The sequence below is a fragment of the Rhodococcus sp. I2R genome (genome assembly GCF_020889545.1).
Taxonomy (GTDB): Bacteria; Actinomycetota; Actinomycetes; order Mycobacteriales; family Mycobacteriaceae; genus Rhodococcoides.
Genome location: NZ_JAHUTG010000012.1, coordinates 168,690 through 192,419, shown reverse-complemented (window position 1 = coordinate 192,419; position 23,730 = coordinate 168,690). Strand labels below are relative to the sequence as shown.

The 23,730-nt window shown below is 63.9% G+C and carries 24 protein-coding genes; 22 read left to right on the top strand and 2 right to left on the bottom strand.

Annotation, left to right across the window (positions count from 1 at the left end):
* Positions 1-114: 114 nt before the first annotated feature.
* Positions 115-885 carry a GntR family transcriptional regulator gene (locus KVY23_RS14915; protein WP_230557257.1) on the bottom strand — a complete coding sequence of 257 codons (771 nt, stop codon included), beginning with the start codon at positions 883-885 and terminating at the stop codon, positions 115-117.
* Positions 886-1,117: 232 nt separating this feature from the next.
* Here KVY23_RS14915 and KVY23_RS14910 point away from each other — a divergent pair, with 232 nt between their 5' ends.
* From KVY23_RS14910 to KVY23_RS14870, 9 genes are read left to right on the top strand one after another with little or no spacing between them, the layout of a single operon-like run.
* Positions 1,118-1,882, top strand: coding sequence for an inositol monophosphatase family protein (locus KVY23_RS14910; RefSeq protein WP_230557256.1), 765 nt, complete (start codon positions 1,118-1,120; stop codon positions 1,880-1,882).
* A 5-nt stretch (positions 1,883-1,887) separates the two neighbouring features.
* Positions 1,888-2,166, top strand: coding sequence for a hypothetical protein (locus tag KVY23_RS14905; RefSeq protein ID WP_075839917.1), 279 nt, complete (start codon positions 1,888-1,890; stop codon positions 2,164-2,166).
* A 1-nt stretch (position 2,167) separates the two neighbouring features.
* The gene (locus KVY23_RS14900) at positions 2,168-3,730 is read left to right on the top strand and encodes a sodium:solute symporter (RefSeq protein WP_206510421.1); all 1,563 of its coding nucleotides are present in this window, start codon (positions 2,168-2,170) and stop codon (positions 3,728-3,730) included.
* An 8-nt stretch (positions 3,731-3,738) separates the two neighbouring features.
* Positions 3,739-4,989 carry a M20 family metallo-hydrolase gene (locus KVY23_RS14895; RefSeq protein WP_230557255.1) on the top strand — a complete coding sequence of 417 codons (1,251 nt, stop codon included), beginning with the start codon at positions 3,739-3,741 and terminating at the stop codon, positions 4,987-4,989.
* Positions 4,986-5,783, top strand: coding sequence for an SDR family NAD(P)-dependent oxidoreductase (locus tag KVY23_RS14890; protein WP_230557254.1), 798 nt, complete (start codon positions 4,986-4,988; stop codon positions 5,781-5,783). The genes KVY23_RS14895 and KVY23_RS14890 overlap by 4 nt, the downstream gene beginning before the upstream one ends.
* A gap of 10 nt (positions 5,784-5,793) precedes the next feature.
* Positions 5,794-7,203 (top strand): amidase, encoded by a 1,410-nt coding sequence (locus KVY23_RS14885; RefSeq protein ID WP_230557253.1) that lies wholly within the window; start codon positions 5,794-5,796, stop codon positions 7,201-7,203.
* The gene (locus tag KVY23_RS14880) at positions 7,200-8,135 is read left to right on the top strand and encodes a phosphotransferase family protein (RefSeq protein ID WP_230557252.1); all 936 of its coding nucleotides are present in this window, start codon (positions 7,200-7,202) and stop codon (positions 8,133-8,135) included. Before KVY23_RS14885 ends, KVY23_RS14880 begins: the two co-directional genes overlap by 4 nt.
* Positions 8,136-8,142: 7 nt before the next feature.
* Complete coding sequence (locus KVY23_RS14875) at positions 8,143-9,087, top strand: choline kinase family protein (protein ID WP_230557251.1); 945 nt, start codon at positions 8,143-8,145, stop codon at positions 9,085-9,087.
* 28 nt (positions 9,088-9,115) lie between these two features.
* Entirely contained in the window at positions 9,116-10,417 is a 1,302-nt protein-coding gene (locus KVY23_RS14870; protein ID WP_268995145.1) for an aspartate aminotransferase family protein, read from the top strand.
* Between the two features lie 7 nt (positions 10,418-10,424).
* On the opposite strand, the gene KVY23_RS14865 is transcribed toward KVY23_RS14870, so the two are convergent.
* Complete coding sequence (locus tag KVY23_RS14865) at positions 10,425-11,039, bottom strand: TetR/AcrR family transcriptional regulator (RefSeq protein ID WP_230557250.1); 615 nt, start codon at positions 11,037-11,039, stop codon at positions 10,425-10,427.
* Between the two features lie 170 nt (positions 11,040-11,209).
* Between KVY23_RS14865 and KVY23_RS14860 the strand changes: the two genes are divergently transcribed.
* The 13 genes from KVY23_RS14860 to KVY23_RS14800 all read left to right on the top strand — a co-directional run bounded on the left by KVY23_RS14860 (position 11,210) and on the right by KVY23_RS14800 (position 23,519).
* The gene (locus tag KVY23_RS14860; RefSeq protein ID WP_230557249.1) at positions 11,210-12,445 is read left to right on the top strand and encodes a sedoheptulose 7-phosphate cyclase; all 1,236 of its coding nucleotides are present in this window, start codon (positions 11,210-11,212) and stop codon (positions 12,443-12,445) included.
* Complete coding sequence (locus KVY23_RS14855; RefSeq protein ID WP_230557248.1) at positions 12,442-13,479, top strand: ketoacyl-ACP synthase III family protein; 1,038 nt, start codon at positions 12,442-12,444, stop codon at positions 13,477-13,479. Before KVY23_RS14860 ends, KVY23_RS14855 begins: the two co-directional genes overlap by 4 nt.
* Positions 13,480-13,483: 4 nt before the next feature.
* Complete coding sequence (locus KVY23_RS14850; protein WP_230557247.1) at positions 13,484-14,674, top strand: MFS transporter; 1,191 nt, start codon at positions 13,484-13,486, stop codon at positions 14,672-14,674.
* A complete protein-coding gene (locus tag KVY23_RS14845; protein WP_230557246.1) occupies positions 14,671-15,666 on the top strand; it encodes a zinc-binding dehydrogenase in 996 nt (331 codons plus the stop codon). Before KVY23_RS14850 ends, KVY23_RS14845 begins: the two co-directional genes overlap by 4 nt.
* Positions 15,659-16,477 (top strand): SDR family NAD(P)-dependent oxidoreductase, encoded by an 819-nt coding sequence (locus KVY23_RS14840; protein ID WP_230557245.1) that lies wholly within the window; start codon positions 15,659-15,661, stop codon positions 16,475-16,477. Before KVY23_RS14845 ends, KVY23_RS14840 begins: the two co-directional genes overlap by 8 nt.
* Positions 16,474-17,373, top strand: coding sequence for an NADP-dependent oxidoreductase (locus tag KVY23_RS14835; RefSeq protein ID WP_230557244.1), 900 nt, complete (start codon positions 16,474-16,476; stop codon positions 17,371-17,373). Before KVY23_RS14840 ends, KVY23_RS14835 begins: the two co-directional genes overlap by 4 nt.
* Positions 17,370-18,167, top strand: a complete 798-nt coding sequence (locus tag KVY23_RS14830; protein WP_230557243.1) for a VOC family protein — start codon at positions 17,370-17,372, stop codon at positions 18,165-18,167. Before KVY23_RS14835 ends, KVY23_RS14830 begins: the two co-directional genes overlap by 4 nt.
* Complete coding sequence (locus KVY23_RS14825) at positions 18,164-19,051, top strand: TIGR03619 family F420-dependent LLM class oxidoreductase (RefSeq protein WP_230557242.1); 888 nt, start codon at positions 18,164-18,166, stop codon at positions 19,049-19,051. Before KVY23_RS14830 ends, KVY23_RS14825 begins: the two co-directional genes overlap by 4 nt.
* Positions 19,048-19,716, top strand: coding sequence for an HAD-IA family hydrolase (locus KVY23_RS14820; protein WP_230557241.1), 669 nt, complete (start codon positions 19,048-19,050; stop codon positions 19,714-19,716). Before KVY23_RS14825 ends, KVY23_RS14820 begins: the two co-directional genes overlap by 4 nt.
* Positions 19,713-20,672 (top strand): ROK family protein, encoded by a 960-nt coding sequence (locus tag KVY23_RS14815; protein ID WP_230557240.1) that lies wholly within the window; start codon positions 19,713-19,715, stop codon positions 20,670-20,672. The genes KVY23_RS14820 and KVY23_RS14815 overlap by 4 nt, the downstream gene beginning before the upstream one ends.
* 10 nt (positions 20,673-20,682) lie before the next feature.
* Complete coding sequence (locus KVY23_RS14810) at positions 20,683-21,786, top strand: alcohol dehydrogenase catalytic domain-containing protein (RefSeq protein ID WP_230557239.1); 1,104 nt, start codon at positions 20,683-20,685, stop codon at positions 21,784-21,786.
* A 252-nt stretch (positions 21,787-22,038) separates the two neighbouring features.
* Positions 22,039-22,299, top strand: a complete 261-nt coding sequence (locus tag KVY23_RS14805; RefSeq protein ID WP_230557238.1) for a helix-turn-helix domain-containing protein — start codon at positions 22,039-22,041, stop codon at positions 22,297-22,299.
* Positions 22,296-23,519 (top strand): type II toxin-antitoxin system HipA family toxin, encoded by a 1,224-nt coding sequence (locus KVY23_RS14800; protein WP_230557237.1) that lies wholly within the window; start codon positions 22,296-22,298, stop codon positions 23,517-23,519. The genes KVY23_RS14805 and KVY23_RS14800 overlap by 4 nt, the downstream gene beginning before the upstream one ends.
* Positions 23,520-23,730 lie beyond the last annotated feature (211 nt).

Here is a 23,730-nt window from a genome sequence, read left to right as displayed (position 1 = left end):
ACTCGCCGAAGGCAAAACCAAACGCGACATCATTCGCTGCCTCAAACGAGCCGTCGCCCGCGAAATGTTCCAACTCCTCACCCACAAAACCACCGCTTGACACTCATAGGAGCATCACATGCGCGAAGCGCCTACCGACGCACTCACCAACGAGCTGGTCCGCACATTCAACCGGGTTCGGTCGGCGCGGAAGAGATCCACGGAGTATTCGACCGGCCTTGCCTGCTGGTCGTAGCCGATGCGCTCGAGCTTGAGCACCGCCGTGCCCTCGGGTTGTCCGAGCAGCGCCCCAGCGGGAGCAGACAGCGTGGCCAGTTCGATCGACTCATCCGCCATGCAGACCGAAATCCCGAGCTTGTTTCGCAGCGTCTCGTAGACCGAGTTCAGCGGCGTCTCGAGCACCCGCCCGCAGATGCTGCCGCTGAGATACATCTGCTCGAGCGAGAGGGTGTCGCCGTCGGCAAACCGCAAGCGCAGCAACGACACTGCCGGTTCCTCGCCCAGCACCCGGGCCGCATCGGCCGAGGGAGTCGCCATGCGCGCTGAAATCACCTTCGTCCCGTCACGAAAACCTTGCTCGTGCAACATCTGCGGCACGCCCTTGACCGTGTTGAGGCTGCGCAGCAACCGTCGGCTCTGACACACCGACAGCGCGCTCTCCGGCGAGGGTGATCCTGGCACCACCGAGGTCAGGTATGCACCGCCGGCGCGGCCCTTCATACGACGGATCACCCCGTCGCGTTCGAGCAGGTCCATGGCTTTGCGGACGGTGGTACGCGAGGTCCCCAGCCGCTCCGCCAACTCACGCTCGGGCGGCAGACGGGGCACCGAGCGCTGCTCGAGCTCGGCCACCAACCGAAGCAGGGCGGCATGGGTGTGTTCCATGATCAGCAACGGTTCACCTCCGATAACAAGTTAGGACAAACCTAGCCCCCACAGAACCGATTCAACGTTCATCTACCTGCAGTTTTACGCACGATTAACACCGCTGGTGTCCTATGTCATTCGACCCCCGCCATGCGTTACACGCAGTTCACACACGACGAGCAAAACCAGAAATGGTCTACGAGCATCGTTCTCCACGTCAGAGAAAACTCCTACCGAAGGGTGCACCACTGTGGACGATTCCCGGTCGGCTCGCGCCGCCCTCGGCGTGACGCTCGCCCGCTCGGCGGGAGAAATCGCCCGCCGCTGGTTCGACACCTCAGCCCTCACCGTCGAGGCAAAACAGGACGGTTCCCCTGTTACGCAGGCCGATCGCGAGATCGAGCAACACATCAGAGACGCCGTCGCACAGCACTTCCCCACCGACAGCTTCCTCGGCGAGGAGTTCGAGGAGACCATCGGCACATCCCAGTACCGCTGGATCGTCGACCCCATCGACGGAACGAAGTCCTTCGTACACGGAGTTCCGCTGTACGCCAACCTGATCGCGTTGCAGGAAAAGGAAGAGATCGTCTTCGGGGTCATCAACATCCCCAACGCCGACATCCTCATGCACGCCGAGCGCGGCAAGGGCTGCTGGAAAAACGGCACTCGGGTGCACGTCTCGGACCGCACAGAACTCGACGGCGCCTACGTCATGGCTACGTGGCTCGAGGACTGGCACCCCGATGTCATCGTCGACCTGCACGCCGCAGGCGCAGTACTACGAACCTGGGGCGACGCCTACGGCTACATGATGGTCGCGTGCGGCCAAGCCGAGGCGATCGTCGACTACACCACGCAGACATACGACCTCGCTCCCATGCCGGTCATCATCGAGGAAGCCGGCGGCATGTTCACCTCGCTCGACGGTGCGCGAGATTTCGATTGCGGCAACGGAATTGCGTCCAACGGCGCAGTTCACGACTCGGTTCTCAAAATAGTCAACCAAGGATGACGCACATGAAAGAGTACATTCGCGGCCTGAGCCGGCAGAGCATCATGACCTTCTTCGGCGGCACCTACGCAGTGGCGCTGCTCTTCGCCCTGTTCCCACCGCTCTACATGTGGGGCAGCGGAATTCGCTACGAGATCCTCGGCGTTCCGTTCGCCATCATGTACTGGCTGATCAACGGCCTCGTCCTCGGATTCACCCTGTGGGGCCTCTACATCGTCGAGGACATCCGCGGCGAACTCGACGAAGACCTCCTGCCCGAAACCCACCCCCTCACTGGAGAATGACATGTTGATCATGCTGGGAATGCTCGGCGTCTTCTACGCCATCGTCATCTTCATCCTCTACACCACCCAACAGAAGACCTCCCCCACCTTCGACGAGTACTCCGTCGGCGGCCGCAGCTACGGCCCCTGGTACGTCGCGATGAGCTACGTCAACTCGTGGTGGCCAGGAGCGGTGTTCATCGCCTTCTTCGGACTCGCCAGCGGCGCAGGCGTGTTCGGCCTCTACGGTCTCGCGTACTCGAGCCTCGGCGTCGCGATGATGTACTTCATGGCCACCCGCGCCTGGCGGTGGGGCGCGAAATACAACCTCCGCTCCCAACCCGACCTGCTGGGCCTACGCTTCAACTCCCGCGGCACCAAGATCATCGCCAGCGTCATCGGCATCGTCTCGCTCTTCCCGTGGGTCGTGCTCGGCATGCAGGCACTCGGTGAAGTCTTCCAGATCGCCAGCGCCGGAGCATGGTCCGTCACCACGTGTCTGTTCGTCGGCTTGGCCGTCATCGTCATCCGCCAGTACTGGACCGTCAAGATGGGCATGCGCGGCCTCATCATGACCGACATGTTCCAGGGCATCGTCGCCTACGTCTTCTCCGCCGCGCTCTGCCTGATCCTGCTCTCCGGTATCGCCGGCGGCCCGATCAGCTTCGCCACCCTCGGAGACGTCGCCGACGAATACCTCCGCGTCCCCGGCGACGGCGACTCCTACGGCCCGTTCTACCTCTTCGCCCTCATCTTCACCGGTGTCGTCGGATCACTGTGCTGGCCGACGAGTTTCCAACGCATCTACACCGCGTCGAGCGTGCGTGCGGTGAAGGCGGGCACCATCCGCACCGTCCTCATCTCCGGTGTCTTCTACTCCCTGCTCATGCTCGTCGGCATCGCTAGCACGGTCATGCCGGCCGTCGCCGAATCACCGCAGACCGGCTGGTTCACCATCATGGAGAGCTACGGCGGAACGTGGCTGCTCGGACTCGGCGCCACCATGGTGTTCGCCGCATCCATGGGTCACATCGACGGCAGCGTCCAGGTCTGCGGCCTGCAGATCGCCAACGATCTCGTGAACTCCAACAAGCGCAGGCTCACCGACAGCCAGCTCACCAAGGTGGCCAAGGGCAGCATGCTCGCGTTCATGGCGGCCGCGGCGATCGTCGCCTACGCCACGTTCAACATGACGCGTCTGCAGCTCCTCGCGCAGATCTCGTATCAGGGCGTCGTGCAGCTCGCCATCCCACTGTTCCTCGGCGTGTTCTGGCGCGGCGGCAACGGCAAGGGCGCGATCGCCGGCATGCTCTCCGGCTTCACCACCGCGCTGGTCCTCACCGCGATCTACCCGGACGACATCGCCGGGCTCGGCAGCCTCACCGGCGGCGTCGTCGGCATGGCCGTCAACCTGGCCGTTTTCCTCATCGTCTCCAAGGCCACCGGCACCACGGACGAGGAGAAGGCACGCGTCGACGCGATGTTCGAGGTCGGCAAGCGCCCCACCCGCACCGCCCCCGTCGACCTGTCCTTCGAGGACCAGATCGAGGAACTCGCCACCAACCCCGCTCCGGAGAAAATCTGATGCACTTCATGTCCGATTTCGACGCGCTGTCCTCGATCGGTGCCACCGCCAATGGCGGTGTGCACCGGGAGGCAGCGACTGCGGACGACGGTCGAACCAGGCGGTTCCTCGCCGACTGGTTCGACCGGCACGGCCTCACCACCACCGTCGACGCTGTCGGAAACATGTACGGCAGCATCGAGTTCGTGCCCGGCGCACCGTATGTGCTCGTCGGCTCGCATCTCGACAGCCAGCCGACGGCCGGAAAGTACGACGGCGCCTACGGTGTCCTCGCCGCAGCCCACGCCGCACATCACATCAAGGAACACGTCGAACGTGGTTCTCTCACTCCGCAGTTCAACATCGCTGCGGTCAACTGGTTCAACGAGGAGGGCTCCCGCTTCTCACCCAGCCTGATGGGGAGCGGGGTCTTCATCGGCAAGTTCGACGCCGAGGATATCCTGAAGGTCACCGACCGCGCCGGCATCAGCGTCCGAGACGCCCTGTCCGATATCGGTTTCCACGGCGACGGTACCGCGCCCGAGGCCGTCTCCTACGCCGAGATCCACATCGAGCAGGGCCCGATCCTCGAAACCGAAGGCGCGACCATCGGGATCGTGACCGCCAACTGGGCGGCTCGCAAGTACTCGATCACCGTGCACGGCGAGCAATCGCATACCGGTGCCACGCATATGGCACTGCGTCACGACGCGTTGGTCGGCGCCAGCAAGATCGTCCTCGCCGCCCGGGAACTCACCACGCAGTTCCCCGACGGTCTACTGTTGGCGTCGGTCGGGCAATTCGACGTCGAACCCAACTCCCCCATCGTCGTACCGTCGAAGGTCACCATGGCCGTCGACGTCAGATCGTCGGATCCCGACGTGCTCGAGCAGGCGCACGACATGCTGCTCGCGGCCATCGCTCAGGAAACCGAGGTGCACATCAGCATCGACACCTCCGCGCTGCGCCCGTCCACCAGTTACCAGAGCGAGGGCGTCGAAGTCGCCGAGGAGGCTGCGAAGGATCTCGGCCTGTCGTATCGCCGGATGCTCACCATGGCCGGCCACGACTCGGTGAACCTGAAAGACATCGTCCCGACGGTCATGCTGTTCGTCCCCAGCCTCGACGGCATCTCGCACAGCGAGAAGGAACTGACCCGCGAAAACGACCTGCTCGACGGCGTGAAGATCCTCACCGAGACTGTCGCCCGCATGGTTCGAGGCGACATCGGCGACGTAAAAGCTACAGAACTCGCGAGCGTAGGAAGTAGGCAGACATGATCGACTTGTCGGGCAAGACTGCAGTGGTCACGGGCGGCTCCCGCGGGATCGGACGGGCGGTGGCCACCACGCTGGCTGCGGCCGGGGCGCGGGTGGTGATCGCCGACCGCAGCGACGCGCTCCGCACCGACGGCAACTCGACCTCGGACATCATCACCGCAGCCGGCGGCACAGCCGAGTCCGTCCTGCTGGACATTTCCGATTCTCAGCAGGTCGACGCCGTGTTCGGTGGTATTGCAACCCGGTTCGGCATCGACATTCTCGTCAACAACGCCGGGGTGCTGAGCGCAGGGACGGTGCTCGAGACCACCGACGAGTCCTGGCGGTCGATGTTCGCGGTCAACGTCGACGGCACCTTCTTCTGCACTCGGGCGGCGATCAGGCACATGGTCGAGGCCGGCAAGGGTGGCAAGGTGGTCAACGTCGCGTCGATCAGCGGGCTGCGCGCCAACCCAGGTTTCGCGGGCTACTGCGCGGCGAAGGGCGCGATGGTCAACTTCACCCGCCAGGTCGGCATCGACTACGCACCCCTGGGCATCAACGTCAACGGTGTCGCGCCGGGCTTCGTCGAAACCGATATGACCGCGATCTACGACGCGTCCATCCGGGGCGCGTTGGAAGCGCAGACACCCAACGGCAAGTGGGCCGATCCGCAGCACATCGCCGACACCGTGCTGTTCCTGTCCTCCGCACTCTCCGATCACATCTGCGGCGAGATGGTGGCCGTGGACGGCGGCTGGCTGGTCGGCACACCCGTTGTCCCACTATCGGTGTCAGCAGCGGTATCGGCATGAAAGGCGCTCGATGAATCCCCTTCTCACCTCGTCCACAGCGGAGATCCGTCAGGCTTTCCGTACCGGCGAGACCACTCCCGTGGAACTGCTGGACGCGACCCTCGAACACCTCGCAATCACCGATCCGGTGATCAATGCGATTGCGTACGTGGACGAATCGGGCGCACGAGCAGCAGCTCAGACCGCGACGGAACGCCTGCAATCCGGACGCGCCCTCGGGGACCTCGACGGCATTCCGGTGACCATCAAGGACAGCGTGCATGCGGTCGGGATGCCGTGGCGGCACGGTATCGCGGCGAATGCGGATCTGCCGATGTCCACCGTCGACGCTCCTCCAGCGGCGCGGTTGAAGGAGGCGGGCGCCGTCATTCTCGGCAAGACGACAATGCCCGACATGGGCATGATGGCCGCCGGCATCAGCTCCCTGTACGGAATCACCCGTAATCCCTGGGACCTCTCCCGCAATACCGGCGGGTCGAGCGCAGGCGCGGGAGCGTCTCTGGCGTCGGGCATCGGTTTCGGTTCTGTCGGTTCCGATATCGCCGGCTCGGTGCGGCTACCGGCCGGGCACTGCGGACTCGTTGCGCTCAAGCCGACGCAGGGACGAATCCCGCACACTGCGCCGTCGACCATGCGCTCGGCCGGTCCGATGGCACGCAGCGTCGACGATCTGATCGACCTCTACCGCGTCATCAGCCAGCCCGATCCGCGGGACACCTGGAGCCTGCCGCCCGAGGACACCTCAGGCATACACGCGGCTCTCGCCCCTGCCGGGCTTCGCATCGGCGTCATGCTCGACATGGGCTACGGCACCACCATTTCCGACGAAGTACTGCGCGTGGTCCGTTCAGCAGCAGCGCAACTGACTGCAGCGGGCGCCCTGGTCACCGAAATGCCGCCAATCTTCGGCGAGGATCCGTACCCGGCACTCGATCGACTGTTCCAGGTGCGTGCTCGTACCGAGTGGGAGTCCATTCCCGAGGATCGGCGGTCGCAGGTTCTGCCTGCTGTAGCGGACTGGGCCTCGGCGGCAGCAAATTATTCTGCGGCCCAGTTCTCGCGGGATACCGAGGCGGTGATGCGTGCACAGGAGATCGTGCGAGCGAGGACGAGCGAGTTCGATTTCGTGATCAGTCCGGTCATTCCCACTGTCGGGTTCGCGGCCGAGGAGGTGGGGCTCGATCCGGTGCAGCCGCTCGGTCACTGCGGTTTCACGGCGTGGTTCAACCAGACTGCTCAGCCTGCGTCGGCGTTGTGCTTCGGCTTCAGTGAGCACATGCCCGTCGGGATTCAGGTGGCCGGGTCGCGGTTCGCGGATCAGGCGGTGCTGCGGCTGACGAAGTGGCTCGAAGGTGCACGAGAGATCGAGATGAACTGGCCGACAGCTGTGGCCGCGGACAAGATCGGAGCACTCGGATGACAGTTCGACAGACATTGAGCGAGTTGGGCGTGTGGGCCTCCGCCGAACTGACGCTGGACCCCGGGACGACGATGGCAAGCCCGAGCTGGTGGGGTGCCGACTCCGAGCGCTATTCGGCCCGGTCTTCTGTGGCCGACGCGACTGCCGGTTCGGCTGCGTTCGTCAAGGTCATGGAACCGCATGCCCGTGACTACGTCGACTTGGGCGCAACCTTCGCGGCCGCCGAGGCCGCTGGTGGTGCAGGCATCGGACCAAAGATCTTCATCTCCGACGCCGACTCCGGTGTGCTCGTGATGGAGGACTTCACCGGCATGTGCCATACCGCAACACTGGATCTGTTCGACGAGGATGCCAACGTCGAGAAGCTGGTCGCGTTGCGGAAATCGGTGCACGGTGTGGACGGGGTCAAGCGTCGGGCTTCGGTGTTCGACGACCTCACGCATGCTCGGAATCTGGTCGAGAAGGTCGGCGGCGCGTTACCCGCGGACTTCGACTGGATGCTGCGGACTCTTGGCCCTGCGCAGGCCCGGATCGCGAGCGCCGGCTGCGACGTTGTCCCCTGCCATGGCGATGGGAACGTCTCCAATGTCCTGGTGCTCGACGACGGCAGCATGCGGCTCGTTGACTGGGATGTCGCGGCCATGATGGACCCGCTGCAGGACATCGGAGTGTTGTTGGCGGAGATTCGTCCGTTCGATTCCGATGCGCGCGAGGTGTTCGAGATGGCGTGGGGATCGTTCGACAGTGCACTGTTCGACCGCGCCCGGATCTACGGCATCGCGGACTCGCTGCGGTGGGCGTTGATCGGATCGTTCGCAGACGCGATGAGGCCCGGCACGCACGAGTATTCGAAGTTCTCCGACTGGCAGTTCCTGCGGGCACGCGCTGGACTGCGCGACCCGCATTTCGACGACCGAGTACGGAACATCTGAGGTGGACATGAACGAGATCGCACTGGGATCTGCCCGCACCGAACCCGAACGGCAAGTGGAGAAGGCACTCGCTGCCATCGCGGAGTGGGAGGGCCGGAACATCACCTACACTCCGGTGCCCGGCGGGTTGATGAACAGCAACTGGCGTATCACCGTCGACGGGAAGCCGAAGCGCTACTTCATGAAGCTGCCTGGTGCGGGGTCGGAATCGTTCATCGACCGTTCGCTGGCCAACGAGGCAGCGCGGCGGGCGGGTGCACTCGACATCGGCCCCGAGGTGGTCCTCTTCGACCCCGTGACCGGTGTGGAGGTCATCGAGTTTCTCGAGGAGTATCGGGCGTGCACCAACGGCGATCTCAAGCGACCGGAGGTGCCGTTGGGCATCATCGACCTGTATCGGGTGTTGCATTCCGGGGACCAGCTCAGTGTCACCAAGACGATCTTCGACATGATCGATGAGCATCTCGACCAGGTCAACGAGCTCGGTGTGCGGCTCCCCCGCGATGCCGATGTGATCCTCGGCGAATACGGCCAGGCGAAGCAGGCGATGCTCGCCTCCGGCTTGGATCTGGTTGCGTGCCATAATGATCCAATGCCCGGCAACATTCTCGTTGCACCAGGTAAGCCGATGAAGTTGGTCGACTACGAGTTCGCGTCGAACAACGATCGGGCGTATGAGCTGGCGGTGATGGTCACCGAGATGTTCTACGGTGAGCAGCAAATCATGGAGCTGATCGAGGAGTTCTACGGCAGAGCCGAGTGGTCGATGATCTCCCGAGTGCAGGTGTGTAGCGCGCTCGCCGACGTCAAGTGGGGTCTGTGGGGATGCATGAACCACAAGCTCAGCAACGCATGGGATTTCGACTATCACAAGTACGGTGCGTGGAAGCTGGCGCGGGCGCGGCTGAAGATGGCCGATCCGCGGTGGGCGTTCTGGCTGCAGGGGTTGTGAGGTGGCTATCCTCGATCGTGTCGGAGCGTTGAATGTCAACGGATTCGATGCATCCTCCATTGATGCGCTGGATCCCCGCACTCGTGAGCTGATAGATCGTCGTCGCCGAGTTCTCGGGCCCGCGTACCACCTGATGTACGAAAAGCCGCTCGAGCTGGTGCGCGGTGAAGGCGTGTACGTCTACGACGCCGACGGCACCCGCTACCTGGACATGTACAACAACGTCGCGAGCGTCGGGCATTGCCATCCGCGGGTGGTGGAGGCGGTCAGTCGGCAGATGTCGCTGATCAACACGCATACGCGGTATCTGCATGATGCGGTGATCGGATATGCGGAGGACCTGGTCGCGACGTTTCCCGACGAGCTGACGACGGCGATGTTCACGTGCACGGGGTCGGAGGCGAACGATCTGGCTCTTCGTATCGCACGGCACGCGACCGGACGGCAGGGTGTCATCGTCACCGAAAGCGCCTATCACGGTGGGACAGTGGATGTGGCGGCGTGTTCACCGTCGATGGGTCCTTCGTCGGTGCGCGATGCGCCCTGGGTGCGGACGGTCCCGGCCCCGGATGCGTATCGCGTGGATGGGGATCTGGGGACGTGGTTCGCCGAGCATGTGCAGGTGCAGATCGACGACCTCCAGGCGTCGGGAATCGGCTTCGCAGCCTTGTTGATCGATTCGATCTTCGCCTCCGACGGAGTGTTGCCGGAGCCGACGCCGTTCTTGAAGCCGGCTGTCGACGCTGTGCACGTTGCGGGCGGGCTGTTGATAGCCGATGAGGTGCAGCCGGGGTTCGGGCGGTTGGGGTCGTCGATGTGGGGTTTCGAACGGCATGGGTTGTTGCCGGATATCGTGACGATGGGTAAGCCGATGGGCAACGGGATGCCGATTGCGGGATTGGTGATGCGGGGTTCGTTGGCCGAGGAGTTCGGTCGGGACTTGCGTTACTTCAACACGTTCGGTGGGAATCCGGTGACGATCGCGGCCGCACAGGCGGTGCTGGACGTGATCCGTGACGACGGGCTCGTGGCGAACTCGGCCTTGATGGGTACGCTCATGCTGGCAGGACTCCGAGAGACCGCCGATCGCGTTGATTCCGTCGGGGACGTCCGGGGTGCGGGTTTGTTCGTGGGCGTCGAGTTCGTCGGGCCTGGTGGGGAACCGAATCCGTCCGAGGCACTGCGCGTGGTCAACTCCATGAAGGAACGCGGGGTGCTGATCTCGGCCACCGGTTCGTACGGAAATACATTGAAGATCAGACCGCCGTTGACCATCGAGGCGGCGGACGTCGACCTGTTCCTCGAAGAGTTCGCAGGGGTCGTGGCCTGACCAGCCGTCAGTGGGCGATCGAATGCACCGACCCCAACGAAGCAAGCGTCATCTCTGCCACGTGTTCGAGTTGACGCCGCGTTGCGCCGTCCCGGGCACGCTGGGACATGCCCTGAATGATCACGCCGATGAATTCCGCGACATCGACCGGGTCCCATGACGGAGGCAGGATGCCGTCGGCGACGTTCCCGGTAATGCGTTCCGCCAACAGGGACACGTTGGCATTGCGCATGTCGCGCAATCGATCTGCGATGCCTCGGTTGGCGTCGGTGACGCCGACGGCCGAACTGATGATCAGACAGCCGCCCGGGCACGACTCGTCGGTGTAATGCGACGCCGCGTCGTACAGCAGTCTCGAGATCAGCTTGGCCGCGTCGGGCTCCTCGGCGAATGCCCGGTCCATGAAGTCGCCTCGAGTGGCGAGATATCGCTCGATCGTGGCGAAGAACAGCCCTTCCTTGCCACCGAATGCGCTGTAGAGACTCGGCGGGTTGATGCCCATCGCGCTGGTGAGCATCGAGACCGAGGTGCCCTCGTATCCGTGCTCCCAGAAGGCGAACATCGCCTGATCCAGCGCTGCGTCGACATCGAACTTCCGCCCCTGTCCTCGTACGCCGGCCATAGGCCCTCCTGGTCTCGAATCTCGTCCTGCTCCGGAAACTGTGATCTAGTCTACTCCTGTAGCGATCGATAAACGAATCCCTTACGCTTCTGCAAGAACTTCGGTTCGGCACAGCACGGAAGAGAGCGAATACAGCCCGAGAGTGCATATCACCGTCCAGGGGGATCGAAATGCGTAGTGCCGCTTCATTCAAACTCGGACTCAGTCACAGCGCGGATACCGACTCGGCGTGGAAGGTCGAGGCCATCAAGCAGATCGAATACCACGTCATCGCCGCACGCAACTTGTTCAGCCCGGAGAACACCCAGCTGCTGGACGGCTGCAGCGCAGCACCGTTGACCAGGGGAGACAGACGCCTCATCGTCATCGACTCCAATGTCGACCGCATCCACGGCGATCGCATCAGAGGATACTTCGAGCACCATGGAGTGGCCGCGTCGTTCGTGTCGATGCGCGCCGACGAAACGGTGAAGGAATGGAGCTCGGTCATCCGCGTCGTCGACGCGATGAACGGGTTCGGTATCGACCGACGTCGCGAGCCGGTCATCGCCATCGGCGGCGGTGTACTGCTCGACGTCGTCGGATTCGCCGCGAGCGTCTACCGGCGCGGCACCCCGTACATCAGAATTCCCACCACCCTCATCGGACTCGTCGACGCCGGAGTGGGCGTCAAGACGGGCGTCAACTACGGCATGGGCAAGAACCGCCTGGGAACGTACGCCCCCGCCATCGCCACCTACGTGGACCGCGCATTCCTGCGGACCCTCGACGACCGGCACCTGTCCAACGGCCTCGCCGAGATTCTGAAGATGGCGCTGATCAAGTCGGTCGACCTGTTCGAGTTGCTCGAAACCTACGGTCAACGCCTGATCGACGACAACTTTCAAGGAACCTCCACCGAACTCGACACTGCTGCAACACAAGTCATCGCCGAATCGATCCACCTCATGCTCGAGGAGCTCCAACCGAATCTGTGGGAGTCCTGCCTGGAGCGGTGTGTGGACTACGGCCACACGTTCTCACCGACGCTCGAGATGGAGGCTCTGCCTGCTCTGCTGCACGGCGAGGCAGTCAGCATCGACATGGCGCTCACCTCCGCACTCGGGTTCCTGCGCGGAAGCCTCAGCAGTGATGACCTGGACCGAATTCTGACGGTGATGAAACGACTCGGCCTCCCCGTCTGGAACGACGTGCTGTCCACGGAAGGCGTACTCGACGCCGCACTCGCAGACACCGTTCGCCATCGTGACGGACGGCAGAGACTGCCGCTGCCCGTCGGTATCGGCGGACACCATTTCGCCAATGACGTGACGAACGAGGAGATCGCGTCCGCGCTGTCCCTGCTCGCGCGGAAGAACGCCGGTCTGCCTTTCAGCGGACCTTCGGTGTCGAAGGTCGCGTCATGAAGTGGGAAAACTTGTACATCGAGGGCTTCGGATCCTATCTACCCGAGAGCCGAGTACAGGCCGCCGCGATGGTCGCGGCGGGTCGGTTCGAGTCGGTCGAACACCAGAAGACCGGGCAGACATCGGTCGCGGTCTCGAACCCCGACCTCGGCGAAACCGCCCCGGACATGGCCGTCCTCGCAGGCCGAGCTGCCCTGCAGGACAGCGGAATCAACACTGACGAGATCGATCTGCTCGTCCACGCCGTCGTTCTGCACAACGGTCTCGAGGCCTGGAACTGCGGTGCCTACATCCAGAACGAACTCGGCATCGACGACTGCCTGCCCATCGAGATCCGCACCGCATGCGCCGGAGCGATCGTGGGCATGGAGATGATCGGTCGCTGGTTCGACGGACGCGGCAAGGGTTTGGTGACTGCTTCCGACGCCTGGCGTATGCCGCTGTTCGACCGGTGGAAGTCCGATAGCGGTCTCGTCTACGGAGACGGTGCGGCCGCCGCCGTCGTGGGCCCCGATCCCGGCCCGTTCCGCATCCTCTCCACGTCCGTGGTGAGCGATGCACACCTCGAACAGATGCACCGCGGCCACGACAGCCTGAACATGCCGGTCTACGACACCGACGGACCCATCGACCTGCGAGCACGCGTCGCCGGCTTCGCCGAAACACACACCATCGACGAGTTCTGGTCACGCAACGCAGCAGCGTTGTCCCGTTGCGCCGAAACCGCACTGGGTGACTCGGCGACCCACCACGGCGAGATCAGCAGATGGATCGTCCCCAACTTCGGCAACGTTCTACTGCGCAAGCAGTGCTTCGAGCCCCTGAAGATCAAGCCCGACCAGACGCTGGTCGAACTCGGCCGCGAAATCGGCCACACCGGAGCCGCCGACCCACTGCTCGGCCTCGATCTGCTCCGGCGCACCGAGACTCTGCAACCCGGCGACCGAATCATGCTCACCGGCATCGGCGTCGGATTCACCTGGGGATGCGCAGTCGTCGAATACACCGGCCACGACAACACCACGAAGGGATAGAGCAATGGTCACCGAGACACGCAACGAAGCGCCCACTGTCAATGCGAACGCCGCCATCATCTGGATGCTGCTCGCAGTGTTCGGGGTGGGAACCGTCGAATACCTCGTCGCCGGAGTGCTGCAAGACATCTCTTCCGATGTCGGCGTGGACAATTCGACTGCGGGCCTGTTGATCACCATCTACGCCGTCACGGTCGTCATCGGCGGTCCGCTGCTCACCATCGCCACCACCCGTGTTCCTCGCACACCGCTCATCGTCGCCTTGATGGCCTTGTTCATCATCGGCAACATCGGCACCGCACTGGCCCCGAACTTCGCGACGCTGGTGATCTTTCGCGTCATCACCGCCCTCCCCCACGCCACGTTCTTCGCACTGTGCCTGGTCTTGGCAACCTCGTTGGTGGAACCGGAATTTCAAGGCCGCGTCATCGCACGAGTGACACTCGGCCTCAACCTCGCGACCGTCCTCGGCGTTCCGCTGGGGACGCTGATCGGCTCGCAGCTCGGCTGGCGCTGGTCGTTCGCCATCGTCGCACTCTTCCAACTGTTCGTCACCGCCGCCCTGATCGCCTCGACCCGACGCGCAGCACCGTCACACCACACCGGCAGTGTCACCTCGGAACTGAGCGTGTTCACCCGAGGTCCGGTGCTGTGGGCAATCGGCCTCACCGCGCTGAGCCAGGCCGCACTGTTCGTGGTGTTCACCTACATCGCCCCGTACCTCACCGATCACGCCGGAGTCTCGGCATCCACCGTCACCATCGTGCTGTTCGTCTTCGGTGTCGGCTCCGTCGTCGGCAACCAGCTCGGTGGGTACTTCGCAGACAAGGCCCTGGACAAGACGCTGTACACAGCGTTGACTGCACTCGCAGGTGCGCTCGTTGTCCTGTTCCTCTTCGGCGGCACAGCGTGGTTCGCCTTCGCGTGGATGTTCGTTCTCGGTGCCGCGGGCTTCTCGATCATTCCGCCACTGGCCTCCAAATTGATCGGCGCTGCCAGCGAAGCACCCCACCTCGCGGCCACCGTCAACATTGCCGGGTTCCAACTCGCCAATGCCGCGGGTGCCTGGATCGGCTCCATCGCCTTGTCGGGAGGCAGCAGCGTCTCGGTATTGCCTGCCATCGGTGCAGTTCTCGCCGTCGGCGCGGTGTTGCTGCTCTTCGTCAGTCGTCGTGCGGCCAGGGTGGCCGGATGAGAGCGGCCGTGATCGACGCGCCGCATTCGGTATCGATCGTCGAGCTCGACGACCCGGTCTGTGGCCCGGACGACGTCGTGGTCGCCGTCTCGTACGTCGGGTTGTGCGGCACGGATCTGGAGCTGCTGCACGGCACATCCTCGTACCTGACCGATGGGAAGACATCCTTTCCGCACCATTTCGGACACGAGTGGGTAGGCGTGGTCGACCGGACGGGCAGTGGCGTCCGCGATCTCGAGGCCGGTGACGCCGTTACCGGCAGCACCATGCTTTTCTGTCAGTCCTGCACGGCCTGCGGATCGGGTAAACGGAACCAGTGTTCGGATCTTCGCGAGGTCGGACTGTACGAACACGGCGGTGCTGCAGCACAATTCCTCGTCATGCCGCGGCGCGCCGTGGTCTCGCTGGGACGCGTGACAGCAGAACCCGAACATGTCCTCATCGAACCGCTGGTGACCGTACTCGAGGCTGTCGACGCGGCGTCGGTATCCCCGGGCGATCGGGTCCTCGTCGTCGGCGCGGGAACCATCGGAAGTCTCGCGGTGGCCATGCTGTCTCGCTACCCCGTCACGGTCGACATTCTCGAACCACGATGCATCGAGCACCTCGGCGCAAGCGCAGTGGCTCGCAGCTTCACCGAGGCCGACGCCCTGACCGGTCCCTACGACATCGTCGTGGAAGCATCGGGCGGCGTCGGCGCGCTGAACACGGCAATCGGGGTACTGCGTCCCGGTGGAAAGTGCATTCTGGTCGGCGTCGCCGCGCACTCGGAGGCCATCGACCCCGGAGCGGTTGCGCTGGCGGGTATCTCGATCATCGGGATTCGTCACGGTGTCGATCACTATCGCCGTGCTGCGGCGCTCTTCCCGCTGATTCGTCCCGCACTGGGGGCGCTCATCGACAGCGTGGTCCCGTTGTCCGATGTCAAAGCGGCATTCGATCGTCTCGAAAGCCACAGGACACGACCGAAAGTGGTGATCGCAGTTGAGTAGGTCCGGTTACACCGTCGTCACCGGGGCCAGCAGCGGAATCGGACGCGCGATCGCCCTGGCACTCGCACGCGAAGGGCATAATCTGATCCTCGGGTACGGCAACGGCACCGACCGAATCAGCCGACTGATCAACGACATTCGAGCCTCGTATCCCGTCGTTGCGACTGGGCTCCAGCTCGATCTGCGTGACGCGCGTGCCACGGTCGCCGCCGTCGAGGGCGCGGTCGGCAAGCTCGGCGAGATCCGGTGCCTTGTCAACAACGCCGGCGTCAACGACCGATCCTCGGCCGACGCGCTCGATGTCCAACGGATCGAGGATGTCCTGGCGATCAACACCGTCACTCCGCTGGCATTGGCATCGGCAGTCGGTCGCCGCATGATCTCCGACGGCATTCCGGGCTCGATCGTCAACATCACCTCCGTTCACGATTCGGTGCCCATCACCGGCGGCGCGATCTACTGCGCCAGCAAGGCAGCGTTGGCTGCGTCGGGCAGAGTGCTCGCACTCGAGTTCGCGCGGCACGGAGTCCGCGTCAATTCCGTGGCACCCGGGGAAACAGCAACCGCGATGAACGGCGTTGCCGACGAATCCTCGTTCGCGAAAATCGCACGGCCGGCCATCCCGATGGGAAGGCCCGCCGGAGTGCACGAAGTTGCCGCGGCCGCAGTCTTTCTCGCCGGGCCCGAATCGAGTTATCTCACCGGTACCACCATCACCGTCGACGGCGGCCTCGTGCTGACCGCCGCAGAAGAGAACGCACGGTTTGCGGGCGAGCTGGTGTCCGCGGCCGGAAGAGAGGAGATCGCATGAAAGCCGTTGTCATCACCGCCAAGGGTGAACCCGAGGTACTGACTGTCGCCGAGGTCGACGAACCTGCTGCCGGGCAGGGCGACATCGTCGTGTCGGTTGCTGCAGCAGCCGTCAATCCGGTCGACCTCAAGACTCGTTCGGGATACCTGGAGATCGAATTGACGTACCCCGCAGTCCTCGGTTGGGATGTCTCGGGCACCGTCGTCGCCGTCGGAGAGTCGGTGACGCGATTTGCGCCGGGCGACCACGTGATCGGGATGGTTGCACAGCCGGCACACCGTTTCGGTACCTATGCCGAGCGGGTGGTCGCCGACGAATCCCTGTTCGCGCACGCGCCCACCGGCGTCGGCCTCGCGCACGCGGCCGCGATCCCGCTCGCATCTCTCACCGCGGTTCAGCAGCTCGACAAGATCACCCTTGCAGCAGAATCGACGGTCTTGGTGACCGGAGCGGCGGGCGCAGTGGGACGCATCGCGTCGGCGATTCTGCTCAGCCGCGGACACCGAGTGGACGCCCTCGCGCGCGAGTCCGATACCGAGGATCTACTCGCACTCGGCGCACGGCGAGTGTTCGCCAAACCTGTCGACCTGCAGGCCGGTGAGTACGACGCCGTCGTCGACACCGCAGGCGTGGTCGACACAATCGACTCGGTGCGCGACGGCGGTGCGTACGTCTCGATCGAGGACGGCGACCAACCGCAACCGCAACGGGGCATCACACCGGGGAAGAGCTATGTGAACGAGGACGGACCGGGACTCGAAGAGATTGCCGGACTCGTCTCGGCGGGCACGCTCACCGTGCCGGTTGCCCGCGAATTCGGATTCGACGAGGCCGCGCAGGCACATGCGCTCCTTGCCGCAGGTGGAACACGAGGAAAGGTACTGCTGATCCCATGACCACGACCGAGAAGACCGAAACATCTCTCACCACAATCGGTATCACCGTGCCCGACGCCCACCAGGCAGCTGACTTCTTTGCGTCTCTCCTCGGCGTGACCGCCACCGACGCTGCCTCGGTGCCGGTCTCGGGCAGCACAACCGTCGAGTTCACGTCTTCGGCTCTCGCGGATCAGAGCCCGCCGCGAATAGTCGATGTGGGGACCAATCATCTGTGCTTCACCGTCGGCGACATCGACGCCGCCGCGAACTATCTGAATGGTCGGGAGGATGTGTCGTTGCTCGGCGAGGTGATCACCGTCCCCGAGGGTCCGATTGCGGGCAACAGGTGGATCTACTTCCGATCGCCGTGGGGCACATTGTTCGAGCTGCAGCAGTGGCCAGAGACGCCGGGCTACTTCGGTAGCACCGACGCCCGGCTGCATCATCGACGCGAGGACATTCCGTCGGCACTGCTCCCCACCTGCCGAGGGCTCGACCACGCCGGGTACAGCGTGGCAGATCTCGACGCCACCGTTGCCCGGCTGGTGGCATCGCACTCCGCAACCGAGGTGCTGCGAACCGAGATCGAAGCGGATCGCGGTTTCATGCGTGCGCAATTCGATCTCGATGTGGAGGGTACGTCCCGGATGGCGATGGTGGCGGTCGGCGAGCTGAACGTCGAACTGTTCGAGCACAATATCGGCCGCAAGCACGGTGCCCGGCCGCTGACGGCCAATGGTGGCAACTTCCTCACCCTGCCCACCGGCGATCGGAACACCGGTGCAGTTCGACTGTTTCCCGGTGCGCTGTGAAGTACGGAATCAATCTCCCGAACTTCGGACCGCAGATCGACCCGGACGGGCTGCTCGGGTGGGCACGCACGGCCGAATCCGCCGGATTCGACAATATTCTGCTCTCGGATCACGTGGTGCTGACCGACGACGCGCATCGACGCTCTCCCGCGCCGTTCTACGAATGCTTGACGACGCTATCGTGGCTCGCGGGTCAAACCGATTCGATTCGCCTCGGTAGCGGAGTTCTGATCGGAAGCCACCGCCATCCGGCGTATCTCGCGCATGCCACCGCAACGATCGACCGGCTCAGCGCCGGACGACTCATCGTCGGAGTCGGTGTGGGTTGGACCGCGCAGGCGTTCGACGTTCTGGGCGTTCCGTTTCACCGCCGGGGCAGGTTGACCGACGCCGCGCTCGACACCCTGGCCGCCGCTTGGGCGTCGGAGACCTACGAATCCCCTGGTGCCGGTGGCACATCCCGCCGTATCCACGGTGGGCCGATGCCGGTGCAGTCGCCTCATCCGCCACTGTGGATCGGTGGTAACGGTCCCGCTGCGATCGACCGGACCAATACCCGCGGCACCGGTTGGCATCCGCTGCACCCATCCCGACAACTGTGCATCGCAGGATCGCGCGCCCTGGACGAGGGCAAGGAGTTCGTCCCGAGAATCTACTTTCTCCCTACCGACACTCCGGTACAGTCGCCCAATCGTCCGCTCGGCTACGGGACCGTCGAACAGATCCGCCACGACATCGAATTCCTCAGCGAATTGGGTGCCGGTACCGTGGTTCTCGATACCGATCCGGGCGACCAACGACTACGCCGATCCACCGCACACGATCTCGAACTCGTCCGTTACGCCGGCGACGCCTTGGGGATGCGAGCGGAGGCAACCGTATGAGTCTGCAGCCCGATTCGATTCGTCGGTCCATCACCGCAGCCGCATTCCTGTTCGACATGGACGGGACGCTGGTCGATTCGCACGCATCGATCGAGGCGGTGTGGTTCGAGTTCGCCGAGCGCCACGGAGTCGACAAGGCCGTAATGGCCAAGGCGCTGCCGGGCCGACTGGCCGCCGACATCATTCTGCGTGTACTCGGACCCACTGCCGACCCACGCGCCGCACTCCGATGGATTCGAGAACGCGAGCAGCAGAGCCTGGTGCCGGTTCGGCCTATCGCCGGCGCGGAGGAGTTTCTCGCCTCGGTGCCTGCGGACCGATGGGCGGTGGTGACGTCGGCGTCGCGTTCGATGATGGTGCGACGCCTCACCGCGGCCGGGCTCCCGACGCCGCAAGTCGCCGTGTGCGCCGAGGACGTCGCCGTCGGCAAGCCCGATCCCGAGGGATTTCTTTTTGCCGCACAGCAATTGGGAGTCTCGATCGCGTCGTGCATTGTCTTCGAGGACGCCGACGCCGGGATTGCCGCAGCTCATGCCGCCGGCGCGCGGTGCATTGCCATCGGCAACGAGTCCGGTCCGCAGGTTGCCCGTGTGAACGACTTCGAGGGGTTGCGGGTCGCGATGCGAGACCGTGTACTGACGATCGACGTGGATTCGGAGCGATGAGCGCAACCGTCTCGGTCGATCTCGGCGGGACGTGGCTGCGCATTCGACGCGGTGACGCCACCGAGCGGTTGCCGTCTCCCAGCACAATCAGACAGCCCGGCACGTCGCCCGATGACCTCCTTCGACAACTGGTGGACACGCTCGATCTTCATGTGCCACAGGGTGCTTCGGCCAACATTTCCTGTGGCGCTGCACTCGACGAGCAGAACGGTGTTGCCCTCGGTTCCGGGCCTCTGTGGGGTGGAGCGCCGACCGGCGAAATTCCACTGTTGCAGGTCCTGTCGTCCCGCCGCCCCGATGTGCAATGGAGGCTCGTCAACGACGTGACGGCCGGGTTGGCGTCGTTCGCGCTCGGGTTCGCTCGACCCACCGATCGTCACATCGCCTACCTCACGATCAGCAGCGGCATCGCCTCGCGCACTGCGCTTCTCACCGAGAGAACCATCCCGGTCGACCACCGAGGCCTACAGGGTGAGGTCGGTCATCTCCGAGCATCGAGTTCTGCCCCAGAGGCAGTGCGGACGTTACCCTGCGCATGCGGCGGCATCGGGCACGTCTCGTCCATCTCGTCCGGGCCTGCAATACAGGCGGTGGCCGAGGTTCTCGACATTCGCTACGACGTCGACACCTTCGCGGCGTCGCTTACGGCCGGAGACGCAGACGCGGCCAGGTTGCTACGGATAGTGGTGGAACCGATCGCCGAACTGATCAGGACCATGATCACCCTCGACCCTCGTTTGGACCGAATCGGCATCGGCGGTGGCGTCACGGAGGGCCTCTGCGAGTTCTACGAACGTGAGCTGGAGGGGCAACTCGTGGAGACACGCTCGTACGCCGATTCCCTCACCTCGGAGCGCATCGCCGACATCATCCATCTCTGCCGGCCCGGCGACATCGACACTCTCGCCGGGGCCGACGCCATCGCCGACGGCTATCTGCGCATCACCAAGTTGTGAAAGAGGAGCTATGACAACACACTCGACGCATCGTGCCATCGTTCGGCACGGCAGTCACTCGGCCGTCGAAGAGCGCCCGACGCCGTCACCAGGCGCCGGCGAACTGCTGATTTCTCCGGAATCGGTATCGCTGTGCGGTACGGACATTCAGATCGTGCGCGGAGATCGGGACGATCCGTCTCCGATCGTCGGTCACGAGGGAGCGGCCCGTGTCGTCGAGGTAGGTGCCGGGGTGACGGAATTCGCCGTCGGTGATCGTGTTGTCGTCAATCCGACGCACCCGCACGACTCGTCGTTCCTGCTAGGCCACAACGTGGAAGGATTGTTCCAGCAGCGGGTCATCATCGGTGCGTCCGCCGTCAGCGGTGGATTGGTGTCGCTTCTTCCGCCCGGTTTGTCCAGTGCCCGGGCGACTCTCGTCGAACCGTATGCAGTCGTGCGCTACGCACTCTCGTGCCTGGCAAGGGAGACGCCGCAGACGCTCCTGATCTTCGGTGACGGAATGATCGGCAATCTCGCCGCCACTCTCGCGCCGTCCGTCCTGTTCCCCACTGTGGACGTCGCGATGGTGCATCGCACCGAACTGGGCGCGAAGTGGACTGCGAACTATCTGTCATCGGTGAAGAACTTCTCCGTCGACGACGACTGGGAACGGGACCTGACCGGATCGGTCGCGGTTCTGGTGGCCACGCACCGCGCCGGGACGGTGGCGTCCATCGATGCGGCGCTGCGTCGGCTCGGCGATCGAGTAGTGGCTGTGCATCCGATAGGCGGTGTTCCGGCCAAGGCCACCTCCGACCTGCTGCCCGGTGTGGACATCGCCGGTGTTCGGCAGGCCAACACCGGCGGCCCGACGCCGCCCGCAGTCACGACATTCACCCGCGGCGCTCAGCGCGTGGCACTGACGGGCAATCGGGGCGTGACCAACAGTCAACTCACCGCGGCAGCAACGGCGTTGACCAATGCCGAAAACTCGATCGACAGACTCCTCACACATCGGCGCGGAATCGACGAGGGAACCGCGCTGATGAACACCATCTGCGAGCAACGAACGCGAGTCGTCGACGGGGAACTCGTGATCCGATTGGTCGTAGACCTCAACAGCCACGACTGACCGCTGCTCGCTCCGGACTATTCGTCGACCTCCACGCCTTAACGCACGGCCGGTGTGTGCTGGCCGGATGCCGTACCGCGTCCCTCGCTCACCCGATGCTTACGCATGAGAAGGCATGCATAACTGTGGGGAGCGTGGCTACATGTTCATTCGGCTCTTTTATGCCTATGCTGACAGGCATAGGAGCTGTTCACTGGATAGTTCACGATGTAAGCTCCGATATGCATGCCTGCGCAAGCACAAGGAGCGACTATGCCCGAACCACGACGACGAGCTCGGAAGCACTCCGGCGAGCTGGCCGGAGCCTTCGTCGCGCGTCGGCATCAGTTGCGCATGACTCAAACCGAGTTGGCGCTGCTCGCCGGCGTGGGGCGCTCGACAGTCCAGGCGCTCGAGGGCGGAAAAGACACGGTGCAGCTCGACGGCGCGGTTGCTGTCGCGGAAGCGCTGGGCTGTGAGATCACATTGCTCACGCGCGCCGGATCGCCCGTGCCGCCACTGGACGCGACATGATCCCAGTATCCGAGCTGCGGGATGTCGATGCAGCCGATGTCTACAAGGGCGATCTTCTCGCAGGCTCACTGACGCGTGTGGGGAACGACGTCGTGTTTCTGTACGACAGCGATTACCTCGACAGCGCTTGCGCGCCGGATCTCGCGTGGTCGATTCCGAAGTCGTCACCCGAGACGCGGGCATCGGGCGGTAGCGTCCCTGCCTTTTTCGCGGGCCTGCTGCCCGAAGGCGTTCGTCTCACCGGAGTGGTAACAGCTACCAAGACGTCCGAGGACGATCACTTCACACTGCTGCTGGCGGTCGGATCGGACACCATCGGGGACGTTCGTGTGCTTCCACGTGGTCAAGAGATGTCGTTGGCGAGCAATGCATTCGATTCGAGGCACCGTGTTCCAGATCTTCGTCGCCTCTTCGATTCCCTGTCCACAGGTGAGTCGGTGAGCCAGGATCCGTCCGCTCTGCCGGGCGTTCAGGGCAAAGTGTCCGCGCAGATGTACTCGACCCCGGTGTCGACTACGGCCGGGCCCGCCATTTTGAAACTCGCCCCGCCGGCGCGACTGCCGCGATTGATCGAGAACGAGAGCTTCTTCATGAATCTGGCACGTCGATGCGGGCTTTCGGTACCAGAACACCGCGTGATCGAGGACGACAAGGGAATCAGCGGTCTGCTCGTGGCGCGATTCGACCGGATCGGTGAACAACGGCAACCGCAAGAGGATGCGTGCCAAGTATCCGGGCTCTATCCCGCGTCCAAGTACCGAATCAAGACCGAAGCGGTGATTGCGCTGCTCGCCGACACTGTCGAGCGCGGCGGCGGTTCCGCGCGCCAGGCCACCGCCGAACTTCTTCGCTTGACGGCCTATTCGTATGCGATCGGAAACGGCGATCTGCACGGCAAGAACTATTCGATACACAAGAACACTCGGGGAATCTGGTCGATCACACCCGCCTACGACCTTCTGTGCACGCAGCCCTACGCGTCCTGGAGTGACCCGATGGCGTTGAACTTTTACGGGCGCGCGAACCGTTGGACACGTGCGCATTTCGTCGAGTCCGCCGGCCGGTTGGGAATGCCCGAACGTGCGACACGACGCATACTCGACGACGTCTGCGCAGGCGTTCGAAACGGGATCGATGAAGTCGACGTGATCGGATTCGATGACAAGCAAACGCGCCAGTTGAAGCAGCTACTCGATCAGCGCTGCACCGAGCTGTCCTGACCTCGACCTGTGGTTGGACCGCTTTGACACGCAACTGCGCCCCCAACGACCTGATCTCATCGAGATCAGCGCCCAACATCTCCCCCAACAGACCACTCCCCCAAGAGTTACCTCACAACGGCACCGCAACAACAAGTTCATTGTTCGACCAACGCGACAGCCACAGGCCTACCAAGGCACCACCTTGCCACAGAAACAAGCGACAAGCAGC

Bases quoted from the DNA above. Each gene is read 5' to 3' on its own strand.
- KVY23_RS14830 (WP_230557243.1), top strand. From the start codon at position 17,370: ATGACCACGACCGAGAAGACCGAAACATCTCTCACCACAATCGGTATC.
- KVY23_RS14805 (WP_230557238.1), top strand. From the start codon at position 22,039: ATGCCCGAACCACGACGACGAGCTCGGAAGCACTCCGGCGAGCTGGCC.
- KVY23_RS14890 (WP_230557254.1), top strand. From the start codon at position 4,986: ATGATCGACTTGTCGGGCAAGACTGCAGTGGTCACGGGCGGCTCCCGC.
- KVY23_RS14880 (WP_230557252.1), top strand. From the start codon at position 7,200: ATGACAGTTCGACAGACATTGAGCGAGTTGGGCGTGTGGGCCTCCGCC.
- KVY23_RS14815 (WP_230557240.1), top strand. From the start codon at position 19,713: ATGAGCGCAACCGTCTCGGTCGATCTCGGCGGGACGTGGCTGCGCATT.
- KVY23_RS14835 (WP_230557244.1), top strand. From the start codon at position 16,474: ATGAAAGCCGTTGTCATCACCGCCAAGGGTGAACCCGAGGTACTGACT.
- KVY23_RS14895 (WP_230557255.1), top strand. From the start codon at position 3,739: ATGTCCGATTTCGACGCGCTGTCCTCGATCGGTGCCACCGCCAATGGC.
- KVY23_RS14855 (WP_230557248.1), top strand. From the start codon at position 12,442: ATGAAGTGGGAAAACTTGTACATCGAGGGCTTCGGATCCTATCTACCC.
- KVY23_RS14850 (WP_230557247.1), top strand. From the start codon at position 13,484: ATGGTCACCGAGACACGCAACGAAGCGCCCACTGTCAATGCGAACGCC.
- KVY23_RS14900 (WP_206510421.1), top strand. From the start codon at position 2,168: ATGTTGATCATGCTGGGAATGCTCGGCGTCTTCTACGCCATCGTCATC.
- KVY23_RS14875 (WP_230557251.1), top strand. From the start codon at position 8,143: ATGAACGAGATCGCACTGGGATCTGCCCGCACCGAACCCGAACGGCAA.
- KVY23_RS14810 (WP_230557239.1), top strand. From the start codon at position 20,683: ATGACAACACACTCGACGCATCGTGCCATCGTTCGGCACGGCAGTCAC.
- KVY23_RS14820 (WP_230557241.1), top strand. From the start codon at position 19,048: ATGAGTCTGCAGCCCGATTCGATTCGTCGGTCCATCACCGCAGCCGCA.
- KVY23_RS14865 (WP_230557250.1), bottom strand. From the start codon at position 11,039: ATGGCCGGCGTACGAGGACAGGGGCGGAAGTTCGATGTCGACGCAGCG.
- KVY23_RS14915 (WP_230557257.1), bottom strand. From the start codon at position 885: ATGGAACACACCCATGCCGCCCTGCTTCGGTTGGTGGCCGAGCTCGAG.
- KVY23_RS14905 (WP_075839917.1), top strand. From the start codon at position 1,888: ATGAAAGAGTACATTCGCGGCCTGAGCCGGCAGAGCATCATGACCTTC.
- KVY23_RS14885 (WP_230557253.1), top strand. From the start codon at position 5,794: ATGAATCCCCTTCTCACCTCGTCCACAGCGGAGATCCGTCAGGCTTTC.
- KVY23_RS14860 (WP_230557249.1), top strand. From the start codon at position 11,210: ATGCGTAGTGCCGCTTCATTCAAACTCGGACTCAGTCACAGCGCGGAT.
- KVY23_RS14845 (WP_230557246.1), top strand. From the start codon at position 14,671: ATGAGAGCGGCCGTGATCGACGCGCCGCATTCGGTATCGATCGTCGAG.
- KVY23_RS14800 (WP_230557237.1), top strand. From the start codon at position 22,296: ATGATCCCAGTATCCGAGCTGCGGGATGTCGATGCAGCCGATGTCTAC.